Origin of the sequence: Paenibacillus azoreducens, from assembly GCF_021654775.1 — a bacterium.
Classification (GTDB): Bacteria; Bacillota; Bacilli; order Paenibacillales; family Paenibacillaceae; genus Paenibacillus_AQ; species Paenibacillus_AQ azoreducens.
The window spans coordinates 6,111,365-6,125,406 of record NZ_AP025343.1 but is presented as its reverse complement, the minus strand read 5'-3'; the positions used below and the strand labels follow the sequence as shown (position 1 = coordinate 6,125,406).

The following is a 14,042-nucleotide window of genomic DNA, read 5'->3' as shown; positions in this document are numbered from 1 at the left end:
CTTCGATGAGGATTCCAATTACTTTGCGGGGACCCCAAAAACTTATAGATTCTATAAAATCAAAAAAAGGCCAATGAGGAGGAAAGAAAATCATGACGTTACCTGTGCAGGATGCTTTGATAAAGGTCGGCGGCTCCCGCTGGGAAGCAGCGCTTCACCGCAATGGTCAAGTGGAACATTTGAGGCTGCTGTCTGACGATGGCTGGGTCGACGTCGATTTCAGAAAAGGAGCATACGCCGGCTTTGCTTGGCATGGGGAATGGAATGGCGAGAAGCATGTGATCGGCGTGACGCTCGATGAAAGGGATACGGATGGAGCCATTTTTACGGGAAGCTCGGGGGCATTAAACTTCTCGCTGCGTTATCACAGCGTTGACGGTCAGTTTGCGGTTACCGCAGCCGTTGCCAATACAGGGAAAATTCCGGTGCAGCCGCTCTCGCTCGGCCTGATGACCGGAATCGACACCTATATGGAGAAGTTCCCGGATTGGAATGATAAATTTTTTCCGACGCTGCTAAGATGTGAGCGAACGCATTTCTGGGGGTACTGCATGAGACCGGAGGGGGCGCTCATCGGTATTGCAAGCCCGCAGCCGATTGCGTCTTGGAGCCTGCAGTACAATGTCGGCTACATGGAAGGGGAGCTGGAATGGGGCGGCCACCGCGTCGAGACGTTTACGCTTGATTTTCTTCATGCGGGACCACTGCCTGAGCGCCATCCGCAAAGGTTGTCAGAGCTGCTTCCGGGCGAGACGAAGGAGTGGACGATCCTGCTGCTTCCGTTCAAGCGGCCGGATCAGCTGCTGACGTCGCTTGCGCCGGTCTGCGCCGCTCCGATGCTGGAGCTTGAACGAACAACGCTGGCGAAAGGCGAATGCACCTGCATGACGATTCATTCTTGCGAAAGCGTTGCGGCCCGGGTTCTGCTGCCGGATGGGCGGCGGATGACGGTGCAGCCGGAAGCTGCCGGAGAAGGCAAGTATGAGCTGCTTATCCAGGCAGGGGAATCGCAGGGACATATTCGGATCGAGGTTGAGAACGGCTCAGGCAAGCAAAGCGAAGCGATTGTCTCCGTCAGACCGCATTGGTTGTGGTTTTTGGACAAGGCCAGAACAGCGGCGCTCATCTGCCCGCCAAGAGCGACCTCGCATTGCGAAAGCTGGTACGGGCTGTATACGCTCTACTCGTCGCAGCAGTATTTTCCGGATCGGGAGATGCTGGAGCAAACGGAACAAATCATGTCTTCCATTTATCCTTTGATGTTTGATATGGAGACGCACGAACCGCTGCTGGTAAAGCATAGAATTCAAAATGTGAGCTCCATGGTGGGCGTTTTGGTTGACCGTTACGAAGCGACAGGGGATGAAGCTGCTTTGCAGAGAGCTTCCGATCTGGCGGATTGGCTGATCAGCCATGCGCAGTACCCGGACGGTTCCTACCGCGCCGGAAAAACGCATTATACGTCGGTGATTTATCCGGCAAAAAGCTTGATGGAGCTGATTCTGGCGGAAAAAGCTTTGGCCGAGTGTAATGCAGTCTGGCGTGAGCGGCTTATTCGGCATACCGCATCCGTGCGCAGGGCGATGGATGAGCTGGTGGCGGCCGATGGGGACATCGATACCGAAGGCGAGCTGACGTACGAGGACGGCATGATCAGCTGTAGTAGTCTCCAGCTCGGATTATTTGCACTCATGCAGCCGGAGGATGAGCGGGGGCCTTACCGGGAGGCCGCACTGAAACTTCTGAACGGTCATGAATGCCTGGCCAACCTTTTGATACCGGATGGGCGCCAAAGAGGGGCGACAAGACGCTTCTGGGAATCCCAATATGATGTGGCTATACAGCCGAATATGCTGAATTCGCCGCATGCCTGGACTTCCTGGCGGACTTATGGCACCTGGTATGCTTATCTGCTTACCGGCCAAGTGTATTACCTGGAGCAGACGATGAACGCGCTGGCCAGCTGCGTGCAAATGGTTGATATGAGCTCGGGGGCATTACGATGGGCATTCGTCCCCGACCCGTATGTGCGAGCAAGACAGATCAACGAGCAGATGGTCGTGAGCGACTGGAGCCGTGCGCAGGAAGGTCATCATCATACGCTGAAATACCCTTCGCAGGAATTTGTCATCGGCGAGCAGTATATCGGAATGATTTCGGATTGGCATGAAGCCAACCTGCAAGATAATGATGTCCATGAGCATTTTAAATGTCTTGCGGAGGTTTCGCTGGGTAAAGCATATGTGGCTCAAGACGAGACAGGCAGATTGCGGACCTGGAACTGCAGCGCTGAGGAGAAAAACGGCATACTTCATGTCTCTCCGACCGAACCGAAAGTGGAGCTGGTTCATTTGAACTTGGGAGTGAAGAAGGTCTGTGTTCATTTTGAATCAGGAGAAATTTCGGCAGATCTTCGCGAGACTGTCTGGGTTCGGAAGGATGGACGTATTATTCGGGATTTGTTTATAGGGCAATGATAAGAAACGGAAATGATAAGGAACAGCATAGATCAGCACACACCACAGATGAGAACACGATACCGATGAGAACACGATACAGATGAGAACACGATACAGATGAGAACACGATACAGATGAGAACACGATACAGATGAGAACACGATACAGATGAGAACACGATACAGATGAGAACACAATAATACAGATGAGAACACAATAATACAGATGAGAACACAATAATACAGATGAGAACACGATACCGATAAGAACACGATACAGATAAGAACACAATACAGATGAGAACACAATACAGATGAGAACACGATACAGATAAGAACACAACACTAATAAGGAATATTCAACTACTAACTAATACCTAATGAATACCGTTATGTAAGTGATTTGGTTATAGTAGACACATCCACCATGCAACGTTGCACCGCGCGCCGGGAGCTGTGGTGTGGTGCGAATGTAGAATTTTTAAAACCCGTCTCTGCCTGTTTTGCAGGTTAGGCGGGTTTTCTTTTTTGCGGAACATGGTTCGGTAGAAAATAGTGACCTTTAAGGTCAATCCTGAATCGAAGGATTCGGTTTGATGATGGCTGCTGCAATGGGCACGGGAATAACGGCTGAACGGCGAGCTCGATCGTGACGAAATCATCGATCTGCCTTCCTTTTATAAAAAGATGCAAAAGTGCATCTTTTTCCAATGTTTGATGGACAAAATGAATGATTTGTTGCAATTGTGCAATCTTTCTTCGTTTATTTGTTGCTTGGTGCTCATAGGGCCCGAAAAGCTTGCACTTTTGCAGGTTTTTCCTAAAAGAGCGCGATATTGCCCGGATAAAAGTGCACTTTTGCATTAATATCCTCATTTTTGCGGAGAGGTAGAAGGGGCAATCACGTAAAACGTACCACTGGTACTGCCACCAAGCAAAGCCCGCTGGTACTGCCACCAAGCAAAGCCCGCTGGTACTGCCACCAAAAGCAAAGCCCGCTGGTATTGCCACGCAAAGCGCCACCAAGCAAAGCCCGTTGGAACTGCCACCGCGAAAAGCCGCTTGGTACCGCCACCGCATAAAGCGCCACCGCGAAAAGCCGCTGGTACTGCCACCACGCAAAACGGACCGCTGAACTATCATTAATGTAAAAGTCAAACACGTGCTGATAGGCGTAACATTACTCTTTTCGATCACTCGATGTCTCTTGTTTTTGGTAATCCCAGCCCGGATTATCGGTACCATCTATTCCGCCGTACTAAGTGCGCATATCCCCAGTATTAAGACTTAAGAAAACATTAAGAAACAAGAAAGGGAAAAGATAGAATCATTTTTTAAAATAATGGCATGGGTTTCCGTTTTTCTGCCGTCTAACTAAACAAATGCCTTCCCTGCAGGGAATAAAGGCGAGGTCTAACTGCAGAAGACCGAATCAAAATGGAAAAGAAAGATGTGACCAATAATGAATATGTTAGCTACCATTACGAAGGCAAGCGCTCAGTCGGTATGGATGGCTTGGGAAGCGGTTTTTGATCAAATTACGAAACTGCGCAGCGCCGGGATAAAAAGATACGGGATTTGCAAGCTGGTCATCCGCCGGCATCATGGAAAAAACATGAAGTGCCAGGACGGAGAGTGGATTTATTCGGGGGATTGGGTCGGTGAACTCCATTTGGACAACCGGCAGGTATTGGAGCTTTCCAGAGAGCTGGGGGCTGACCGGGCCGCGCTTTTGACCGCAAGAATGCTGCGGAGATCGATCAAGCAAATTAGCGAGGCCATGGAGACGGAACCGGAGCTTGCGCAAGTCAGAGCTTTGACTGGAATTACGCTGCTGCACCGCGGTATTATTCACGGGCTCGGTTTTGAGCTGCATCCGCTGGAATCCAAGGGGTTTCGCGTGTTCTCTACTTATTATTTGCGGCTTTTGCTCAAGGTGCTGCATCCGGTGGGCCGGGAACGCACGAAGAAAAATGCTCCCAAGCTTGTGCCCAAAATGCTGATGCTGACCAGAAAATCATTGATTTTGCGTTATTCTAAGGAAACGGCATGAGTATGGTGATGCTGAATCTGCTGCTGATGTTTGTCTTTATCTATATGATCATTCCATATGTTATCACACGGATCTTGGGATTTGGGGTAACCTTGCGCGGCCGGCGTAGCCGCCAGATCGCCTTTACCTTTGATGATGGCCCGGACCCGCTGCATACTCCTAAACTGCTGGATCTTCTCAAGAAAAAAAGGATTAAGGCGACCTTTTTTGTGCTGGGCAGCAAAGCGGAGCGATACCCTGAGCTTATGAGACGCATCCACATGGAAGGGCATCAAATCGGAATTCACAACTATTCCCATCTTCCCAATTGGCTAATGAGTCCGCGCCATATCCGGAAGAAGCATGTCCACCGGTCCGCCGATATCATAGAACGAATCACGGGCGAGCGCCCGGCATTTTACCGTCCTCCATGGGGGATTTTGAATTTAGGCGATTTATTTGCTTTGCGAAAATACCGGATCGTGCTGTGGTCGATCATGGGATGGGATTGGGGCAAGGGGAGCAAAAACAAACCGCTCAAAGAACGGATTTTGGATCAACTTGAGCCTGGCTCGATTATTTTGCTGCATGACAGCGGGGATACTTTGGGGGCGGAGACTGAGGCGCCAAGCCGAATGATCGCAAGCCTTGAGGAAGTGATTGACACGGTCCATATCCAAGGGTATGAATGCGTCCGTGCCGATGAACTGCTGCATAAGCCGCATGATTCGCGCAGCGGACTTTCAGAAGGCTTCCGGGTTGGATGATGCGTGTAATATTAACAAAGCATGGTCAAGGCTTCAGATACTTTAGAATAAAGCCGTGGTTCGAACATAAAGGTACAGCCTTATGGATTTGAGGTTGTGCTTTTTTATTTTGCATGTTTACAAATGGAAAAGTGTGGATTATTATGGTTTTATAATTGATCTATAAAATTAGAATGAATAAATTATATAGAATGAACTACAAATTAGATTGGGGCGATATGAATGAAAAACGAACAACCGCAATCCGTCGAGATTTCCGTGGAGCAGGCTAAACTACTGGGCAGCGCGCAGAGGATTAAAATTATTGGAGCGCTGGTTGATACGGCGAAAACCTCCAAGCAGGTGGCGGATGAACTGGGAGAGTCTCCGGGCAGCATTCATTACCATATTCAAAAGCTTTATGATGGAGGGCTGATCGATTTGGTGGAAACCCGGACAGTGGGCGGTATTGTGGAAAAATATTATAAGTCCAAGGCCAAATGGTTCAACACCCGTGGGACTCAGTTGATCGATCCTGTACTGGCTGATGATTATGAGGCGGCTTCCAGTACAAAAATCAACTTGCGTATGCAGCTTTCGCCTGAACAGAGGGAAGAGATGATGGCGGAATTCAGGTCTTTGCTCGAAAAATGGGTTGCGATCTCCTCAGCCTCCAAAATGGCTAACAGCGAGGAATATGCGGTAGGCATTAAAGTGGTTTCGACAGAAAATCCGAAGAATAAGGCTTAATACCGAAATTAATTCCCGATATATTGCGAGTTGGCTGCTGCAGCTTCGGATTCGTTCTTTCATGGACGGTTGTATCCTGCTGAACTTATTTAACAGCCCATTTAGATGGAATGGTGGTGTTTACGTGGAGATTTTTAAAAATCGCAATTTCACTTTGCTTTTTATCGGCCGCATTCTGACGAATATCGGCGATAGCTTATACGGTGTTGCGGCCATGTGGTTGGTATATAGTCTGGGAGGTTCAACATTATATACGGGGCTTGCTGGTTTTCTGTCGATCCTCCCACGGATCATTCAATTGTTTTCCGGTCCCATGATCGACCGTGTTCCGCTGCGGGGGCTGCTGGTATATACCCAGCTGTCCCAGGCTCTGCTGCTGCTCATTGTGCCTGTGGCGCATTATTTCGGCTTTTTGACGGTCGGTTTGGTGCTTGCCATTACGCCGATATTAACGACGCTGAATATGTGGTTTTATCCGGCTCAGCTGTCGGCGCTTCCCAAAATTCTGGATAAGAAGCTGCTGACGCAAGGAAACTCCTTGTTCTCGATTGCTTATCAAGGTATCGAAGTGGCCTGCAATGCGTTTTCCGGTGCTTTGATTATTGTTCTCGGCGCGGTTTCGCTCTATCTTTGGAACTCGCTTGGATTTTTCATCGGAGCGTTTTTGTTTACCCAACTGCGAATCAAAACATTTAGAAAAAATTCATATAACAATGATTATACAACATCAAATAATGAGGCGGATCGATCGAAAACACGCCGGGATCATTTAAAAAACTATATATCGGATATGAAAGAAGGACTCAGACTGATCCTTGCCACACCGCTTTCGCGCATCCAATTCGGCGTTATCGTGATTAATGCGGCCGGAGGAGCGACCTTCACCGTGATGCCGGCCTTTGCGAACAGTCTTGGCGGGGCGGGGGTATACGGAATTCTGCTTATGGCGCAGGCCTGCGGAAGTTTGCTTGGTGCGGTTCTTGCGCCTTATATGAAACTGGATCGCGTACGTTTGGGTTATCTTTTTGCAGCTGCCTTTTGTTTATCCGGAACCGCTTGGTGCCTCAGCATATTCAGCCACTGGACATGGCTCGTCATTCTGGTTTATGGATTGGCCTGGTTTCCGGGGGGAGTCACCAATGTCATCATTAACACCGTCATTCAAAAAGGCGTGCCTGAAAAAAGCCTGGGAACCGTATTTGCTGCAGCTTCGGGAATCAGCGGCATCGTCATGCCGCTCGGCAATCTGATTGGCGGGAGCATAGGCGTTATTGCGGCGAGCTCGTCCGTAATCGCGGGCTGCGGAATTGCCGTAATTGGCGTAGGTTTGTATTGGTTGTTCGATCCGGTAACGCGAAGTCTTCCGACGGCGGCCGAGGTGGATGAAACCTGGTTTGCGCCTGCGCGTTCAGGCTCTGTTTCCACATCTACATCGGTATGATTTCAAATTATGAAGGATTAACGCAGATAGGAAGAATGGGAATGGTTTTTATAGCTTGGCGGCTGCTAACACTCCTCATTATTGTCTCCATCTACCGGTATATTTCCCGGATTTGCGATAAAAAGCTATAAACTCAAAAATGACCGTACCCTGATGTAAGGGAATGCGGTTGTTTTTACGGCATCCTCCACTGAAACGGTGCTTGTCAGGCTAGTCTGCATAATGTGAACAAGTCCCTCATAGACATGTATCAATCAAGTAAAACATGTGCTAAAGGGGATGATGACATGCGCCGGATGTCATGGGTACTCGCCATGATTTTGTGCGTCACCGTCGTATTTGCCGGATGCGGCAAAAAAGACGCCGCTTCCGTAGTCAAAGGTTTGAATCATGTTGCCGACACACTGCAAAGCAAGGAGGGATCTTATAAAGGAGCGGGAAAAATGACGCTCTACACGGGCGAAAAACCGCAGGAATACAATATCGAGGTCTGGTACCAAAATCCGAACTATTACCGGATCAGCCTCACAAATGCCCAAAAGGATGTCACACAAATCGTCCTCCGCAATGACGACGGTGTTTTCGTCCTCACGCCAAGTTTGAATAAAAGCTTCCGTTTTAAAAGCGACTGGCCGGAAAATCAGGGACAGGTTTACTTGTATCAAACCTTGGTGCAGGGAATTCTGAATGACAATTCACGTCAGTTCGCAATCGACAAGGATAGCTATGTGTTTGATGTTGCAGCCAACTATCACAGTCAATCGCTGGTTCGCCAGAAAATCTGGCTGAGCAAGGAAAACTATGCTCCTAAACAGGTGCAAGTATCGGATGCCGAAGCGCATGTGATGGTTGAGGTGAAATTCAGCGATTTCAAGTTTGACGCCAAATTCGAAAAAGACTCCTTCGATATGAAGCGGAACATGACAGCCAGCGACGATCCTACGTTAGGTATGGTTTCGCAGGTCGACGAAAATGGAAATCCGATTTCGGCGGATGATCAGCATGCTGACGGCAGCACTGCGGCTGCTTCCCAAGAACTCGGCGATTTCGGAACGATAATTCCTGTTTATGTTCCCGAAGGCGTCGAGAACAAGGATGTCAACAAAATGGAGGAAAGCAGCAATCATACCGTCATTTTGCGTTACGACGGAACATATCAATATACCATCATGGAGTCACGCTCCCAGGATAAGTCGGTAAGTTCTCTGGCCTCGGGAACTGTAATCGACCTTGGCTTCACATCGGGACTGCTCATTGGAGACGAGCCAAAAACGCTGACCTGGATGAATGACGAAGGCATTGAGTTCCGCATTACGAGCAGTAATCTTCCGGTGGAAGAAATGACGAAAATTGCCGTGTCTTTGCAAGAACAAACGGGTAAATAATATAAAGTAGGCGGATTCCCGAGTTGTTAGAGCTGATTCCTCTACAATGAAGGCCTCCGCCTTTTTTAACATTTCAGAAAAGTATAAACTTCCGGGTGCCTCGCAAAGTAATCTGAATAAGCTTCAAAAGGCAGCACGTCACTCAGTGCTTTTGCTTTGCAAAAGCGCCCCTCTTTGTGAGGCGCCCGGACTTCTTTCCGATACTCTCAGTACTTTTGCTTCGCAAAAGCGCCCTTCAGGCGTCGGACTTCTTTCCGATACACTTTGTGGGGGTATTTTAGATTCTTTCTTCCGATCCGTGGTACGGTAAAACCGCCCGAATCCGACCGGTTGTGGTTCATTGACAGTGGCCTTCCCGAACATTACTCTTAGGTAAGCGAACCAAGAGTGAATACGTATGAGAAGGTGACTGCAAGAAATGCATGTTCAATATAGAGCTACACAAGCGATTATCAATTTAGACCATTTGCGTGCCAACTATGAGGCGTTTCGTCATGTGCTGCCCCCAGAGATGAAACTCCTGGCCTGCGTCAAGGCGGATGCTTACGGGCACGGGGCAGTTGAAGTTTCCCGCGCGCTGGAGCAGGCGGGTGCGGATTATTTGAGCGTGGCTTTCCTGGATGAGGCCATACAGCTGCGTCAGGCGGGCATCAAGCTGCCTGTGCTGGTGCTCGGGCTTACGCCGCCTGAAGGCATACGTACAGCCTGGGAGTACGGGATCACCGTGACGGTATTCAGCCCTGATGTGCTGGAGGCGATTGCGGCTTTGCCGGAAGAAAGTCTGAAGCGCCCGCTTAAGGTGCACATCAAGATCGACAGCGGAATGGGCAGATTGGGACTTCTTCCAGGCGAAGCCGCCGTCCACTTTATTGAGCAGGCTTTGGCACTGCCGCAGGCTGAGATCGAGGGCATGTTTACCCATTTTTCCAAGGCGGATGAGGAAGATAAGAGTTATACACTGGAGCAGTATCGGCGTTTTGCAAATGTGGTGGCCCTACTGAAAGACAGAGGCATAAGTCTCCCTATTGTACATACGGGAAACAGTGCTGCCGCGATTGACAATCCGGAGCTTTCATTTGATATGGTCCGCATTGGAATCAGCATGTACGGGTTGTATCCTTCGGACGAAGTCAACCGGCAGAAAGTGGCGCTGCTCCCGGTATTGACGCTCCAGACGAAGATTGCATATGTCAAAACGCTTCCGCCGCATTGGGGCGTCAGCTACGGAGCCAGGTATGTTACGGAAGAGGAGGAAGCCATTGCCACGCTCCCGATCGGCTATGCGGACGGCTATTCCCGGATGCTGAGCGGCAAAGCGCAGGTCCTGATCCGCGGCCGCCGCGTACCTGTCGTCGGAACGATATGCATGGACCAGTGTATGGTAACGTTGAAACCATTTGCTGACGAAGCGAAAGAAATTCAAGCAGGCGAAGAGGTTGTGCTCATCGGCCATCAGTCTGGCGGCAGCATTACGGCAGATGAATTGGCTTCCTGGCTCGGCACCATTCACTATGAGGTGGTCTGCATGATTGCTCACCGGGTTCCGCGTTTTTATATTCGGAACGGTGCCCCGTACACCTTGTTCAACCCACTGATTCATGATCCCGAATAAACCGGATAGACTTTTATAAGGACAGAAGGAATAACTTGCATGCATCTCGAATAATGAAAAGTGACGGGATTGTCTGTACGTTCATGCCGACTGTAGTTTATAATGGAATGCAGCATACCTGATATACCTTCGGCATATATATTCCTTTGTATAAATTTCCTCGAATAAAGCTATACTGGTGTAAAGCTATACTGGTGCACAAGGGTGTGAAGGTTGTGGGGGTGGAAGAAAAGGTGGCTAATATGCAGAATACCAAACGAATTATGATCAGCTTGCCGGATCATCTCTTACAGGAAGTGGACGGTATCGTAGCTATGGAGAATTCCAACCGCAGTGAATTGATCAGGCAGGCCATGAAGTTGTATTTGCATGAACGGAAAAAGCGTTATATCCGGGAATCCATGCAGCGCGGTTATATGGAAATGGCCAAAATCAACTTGACCATGGCCTCTGAAGCGTTTCATGCGGAGGAAGATGCAGACAGCACTCTAGGCCGCTTAGTAAGCGGGGTGTAAACATTGATCGTAAAACGCGGCGACGTTTTTTTTGCGGATCTTTCACCCGTTGTCGGTTCTGAGCAAGGCGGAGTGAGACCGGTACTGATCATCCAGAATGATATCGGCAACCGCTTTAGTCCCACGGTCATCGTGGCGGCTATTACGGCCCAGATCCAAAAAGCCAAGCTGCCGACGCATGTGGAAATCGATGCGGCTTCGCATGGCTTTGACAGGGACTCTGTTATATTGCTGGAGCAAATCCGAACCATTGACAAGCAGAGGCTGACGGACAAAATTACCCATCTGGACGAAGAAACGATGAAAAAGGTGGATGATTCCTTGCAGATCAGTCTCAGCTTGATCGACTTTTAACCATGAACGTGCCTAAAAAAGCGTGCCTCCGGGCATGCTTTTTTACATATCAGAAAGTATAAACTTCCGGGGTCCCCGCAAAGTATTTGGAATAAGCATCGAAGCATAGGCTCCACTTTGTGGGGTTATTTTGTTGCGAATGATGTTTGACGGCCTCTGAATAGGTCACATAAGTCCATTGTAACCGGCGCATGATCCATGTACGTTTAGAGTGACCAAATAAAGAGCGGACAAGGCTTATTCGGATGGAGAAGCTGTGCCCGCTTAAGCATGCGGAGGGATTTATGGCCATTCATATTGATTCGAAGCAGCGTCTGTTTCATTTGCAAACGAAAGGTGCAAGCTATGTATTTCAAATGATTCCTTCCGGTTACGCGGCCCACTTGTATTATGGCAAACGGCTGCGGGCAAGCGACCTTGCCTGGTTGCTCGTGACGAAGGGGCGCAGCTCCTTCAGCCCGAGCCCGGTACCCGAGGACCGCAGCATCTCGCTTGATACCCTTCCACAGGAACTGCCGATATATGGAACAAGCGATTATCGTACGCCGCTCGTGCAGATGAAGCTTGAGAACGGTACAACGATTACAGAATTCAAGTATGACTCCTACAGGGTTGAACGGGGAAAACCGGCGCTCGAAGGGCTTCCGGCCGTATATACGGAACGTGAAGGTGAAGCGGAGACATTGATTCTGACCATGCGGGATTCGGCCGCAGGACTTCGGATAGAACTGATGTATACGGTGCTTGAGGAATATGATGCGATAACGCGCTCGCTGCGCATTGTTAATGAAAGCGGAACCAACGTGGAAGTTTTGCGTGCGCTTAGCGCCAGCGTTGATTTCCCGCATATGGATTATGAATGGCTGCAGCTGTCCGGCGCTTGGGCTCGCGAGCGGGATATCGTGCGCCGTCCGCTTGCTTACGGCATGCAGGCTGTGGAAAGCCGCCGCGGCGCCAGCGGTCATCAGCAAAATCCGTTTGCCGCGTTGTTGTCGCCGGAGACGGGTGAAGACCAGGGTGAAGTTTATGGCTTCAGCCTGGTATACAGCGGCAGCTTTATTGCCCAAGCCGAGGTGGATCAATACCGCACAACCCGGTTGTCCATTGGGATCAATCCGTTTGATTTCACATGGCTGCTTGCAGCAGGCGAAGCTTTTCAGACGCCGGAGACGGTGATGGTTTATTCCGCGGAGGGGATTGGCGGGATGTCCCGGACTTATCATAAGCTGTACCGTGAACGGCTTGCACGGGGACGGTTCCGCGACAAGGAGCGCCCTGTGCTGGTCAACAATTGGGAAGCGACGTACTTTAACTTTAATGCCGAGAAAATCGAAAATATCGCTAAAGCAGGCAAAGAACTCGGGATTGAGCTGTTTGTGCTGGACGACGGCTGGTTTGGGCATCGCGACCGGGATGACTCTTCGCTAGGCGATTGGGTTGTCGATTTGAATAAACTGCCGGACGGTTTGGAGGATCTGGTGCAAAGAGTCAATCGTTTGGGCATGCAGTTCGGCTTATGGTTTGAGCCGGAGATGGTTTCGCCGGACAGCGTTCTTTACCGCAAACATCCGGACTGGTGCCTTCATGTTCCCGGACGCCGCCGTACGGAAGGGAGGCAGCAGCTGATCCTCGATTATTCCCGCCAGGACGTCAGGGATGAGATCGTCCGGATAATCAGCGCTGTTTTGGGCAGCGCGCCAATCACTTATGTGAAATGGGATATGAACCGCAATATGACGGAGATCGGATCGGCTTTGCTTCCGCCTGAGCGGCAGCGCGAGACGGCCCATCGTTATATGCTCGGGTTGTATGAGGTAATGGAGCGGATTACTTCGGCATTTCCTCATATTTTGTTTGAAAGCTGTTCGGGTGGCGGCGGACGTTTTGATCCGGGAATGCTGTATTACATGCCGCAAACTTGGACAAGCGACAACACCGATGCGGTAGCGAGGCTGAGAATCCAGTATGGAACAAGCATCGTTTATCCGATCAGCTCGATGGGCTCCCATGTGTCGGCCGTTCCTAACCATCAAGTGCAGCGCATAACCCCGCTGCAAACGCGAGGGCATGTGGCGATGTCGGGCAATTTCGGGTATGAGCTGGATTTAACGAAATTCACCGCAGACGAGAAAGAGGCCGTTAAACAGCAGGTTGCTTTATACAAAGAGATCCGGGGACTTGTCCAGTTTGGGCTTCATTACCGGCTGCTCAGTCCGTTTGAGGGGAATGAAACGGCATGGATGTTTGTGACGGAAGACCAAAGCGAAGCCGTCGTATTCTACTTCCGCGTGTTATCTGAATCTAATGCGCCGCTCAGTCGTCTCAAGCTTAAAGGTCTCGATCCGGATGCGGATTACGAGGTGCTTGGAAGCAACAAGATCTACGGCGGGGACGCATTAATGTATGCGGGAATTTCCATAGATGCGGAACGCGGGGATTTTTACAGCGAACTTATTCGTCTGAAGAAATTGCAGCATGAAACCTCCTTGATGAATCATGTAAAGTGATTGTAAAATACAAGCCTTGCCTCGGTTTATTCCGGGGTGGGGCTTTTTTTATTTTGAATGCCGGAAGGCTGTTTTTTCGTAGGATGAATGCGTTCAGACAGAAGCTTTTGCCAACATTGCTTGGGCTTGCCAAAGATGTCCGCTGGAAATGTAGGCAAAAGTTTGTGATAATATACAAGAACCATGCTTCACTTTTTAGAATAACATCTAATTTTTTTGACTTTGAACTGCGATGCAGTAAT

Annotated in this window: 11 protein-coding genes; 10 read left to right on the top strand and 1 reads right to left on the bottom strand. The window is 49.6% G+C overall.

Annotated features, from left to right (window positions below; translation table 11 throughout):
- Positions 1 to 92 precede the first annotated feature (92 nt).
- Positions 93 to 2,477 carry a hypothetical protein gene (locus L6442_RS27250; RefSeq protein ID WP_212978906.1) on the top strand — a complete coding sequence of 795 codons (2,385 nt, stop codon included), beginning with the start codon at positions 93 to 95 and terminating at the stop codon, positions 2,475 to 2,477.
- Between the two features lie 491 nt (positions 2,478 to 2,968).
- Here the strand turns inward: L6442_RS27250 and L6442_RS27245 are convergent, their stop codons facing one another.
- On the bottom strand, positions 2,969 to 3,469 hold the full coding sequence (locus L6442_RS27245) for a hypothetical protein (protein ID WP_212978907.1): 501 nt from the start codon (positions 3,467 to 3,469) through the stop codon (positions 2,969 to 2,971).
- Between the two features lie 451 nt (positions 3,470 to 3,920).
- Here L6442_RS27245 and L6442_RS27240 point away from each other — a divergent pair, with 451 nt between their 5' ends.
- The 9 genes from L6442_RS27240 to L6442_RS27200 all read left to right on the top strand — a co-directional run bounded on the left by L6442_RS27240 (position 3,921) and on the right by L6442_RS27200 (position 13,800).
- Complete coding sequence (locus tag L6442_RS27240; RefSeq protein WP_212978908.1) at positions 3,921 to 4,511, top strand: YkoP family protein; 591 nt, start codon at positions 3,921 to 3,923, stop codon at positions 4,509 to 4,511.
- Positions 4,508 to 5,257, top strand: coding sequence for a polysaccharide deacetylase family protein (locus L6442_RS27235; RefSeq protein WP_212978909.1), 750 nt, complete (start codon positions 4,508 to 4,510; stop codon positions 5,255 to 5,257). Before L6442_RS27240 ends, L6442_RS27235 begins: the two co-directional genes overlap by 4 nt.
- A 222-nt stretch (positions 5,258 to 5,479) precedes the next feature.
- A complete protein-coding gene (locus tag L6442_RS27230) occupies positions 5,480 to 5,986 on the top strand; it encodes an ArsR/SmtB family transcription factor (protein WP_194234477.1) in 507 nt (168 codons plus the stop codon).
- Positions 5,987 to 6,110: 124 nt separating this feature from the next.
- Entirely contained in the window at positions 6,111 to 7,427 is a 1,317-nt protein-coding gene (locus L6442_RS27225; protein WP_212978910.1) for an MFS transporter, read from the top strand.
- A 287-nt stretch (positions 7,428 to 7,714) separates the two neighbouring features.
- Complete coding sequence (locus L6442_RS27220) at positions 7,715 to 8,812, top strand: DUF4367 domain-containing protein (protein WP_194234475.1); 1,098 nt, start codon at positions 7,715 to 7,717, stop codon at positions 8,810 to 8,812.
- A gap of 418 nt (positions 8,813 to 9,230) precedes the next feature.
- Positions 9,231 to 10,424 carry an alanine racemase gene (alr, locus tag L6442_RS27215; protein WP_212978911.1) on the top strand — a complete coding sequence of 398 codons (1,194 nt, stop codon included), beginning with the start codon at positions 9,231 to 9,233 and terminating at the stop codon, positions 10,422 to 10,424.
- A 233-nt stretch (positions 10,425 to 10,657) separates the two neighbouring features.
- Positions 10,658 to 10,939: a CopG family ribbon-helix-helix protein gene (locus L6442_RS27210; protein ID WP_136606770.1), complete on the top strand. Its 282-nt coding sequence runs from the start codon at positions 10,658 to 10,660 to the stop codon at positions 10,937 to 10,939.
- A gap of 3 nt (positions 10,940 to 10,942) precedes the next feature.
- Complete coding sequence (locus tag L6442_RS27205; RefSeq protein WP_127606057.1) at positions 10,943 to 11,293, top strand: type II toxin-antitoxin system PemK/MazF family toxin; 351 nt, start codon at positions 10,943 to 10,945, stop codon at positions 11,291 to 11,293.
- Positions 11,294 to 11,577: 284 nt separating this feature from the next.
- Complete coding sequence (locus tag L6442_RS27200) at positions 11,578 to 13,800, top strand: alpha-galactosidase (protein ID WP_212978912.1); 2,223 nt, start codon at positions 11,578 to 11,580, stop codon at positions 13,798 to 13,800.
- The last annotated feature ends 242 nt before the right edge of the window (positions 13,801 to 14,042 follow it).

Bases quoted from the DNA above. Each gene is read 5' to 3' on its own strand.
- L6442_RS27200 (WP_212978912.1), top strand. From the start codon at position 11,578: ATGGCCATTCATATTGATTCGAAGCAGCGTCTGTTTCATTTGCAAACG.
- L6442_RS27230 (WP_194234477.1), top strand. From the start codon at position 5,480: ATGAAAAACGAACAACCGCAATCCGTCGAGATTTCCGTGGAGCAGGCT.
- L6442_RS27240 (WP_212978908.1), top strand. From the start codon at position 3,921: ATGAATATGTTAGCTACCATTACGAAGGCAAGCGCTCAGTCGGTATGG.
- alr (WP_212978911.1), top strand. From the start codon at position 9,231: ATGCATGTTCAATATAGAGCTACACAAGCGATTATCAATTTAGACCAT.
- L6442_RS27250 (WP_212978906.1), top strand. From the start codon at position 93: ATGACGTTACCTGTGCAGGATGCTTTGATAAAGGTCGGCGGCTCCCGC.
- L6442_RS27235 (WP_212978909.1), top strand. From the start codon at position 4,508: ATGAGTATGGTGATGCTGAATCTGCTGCTGATGTTTGTCTTTATCTAT.
- L6442_RS27220 (WP_194234475.1), top strand. From the start codon at position 7,715: ATGCGCCGGATGTCATGGGTACTCGCCATGATTTTGTGCGTCACCGTC.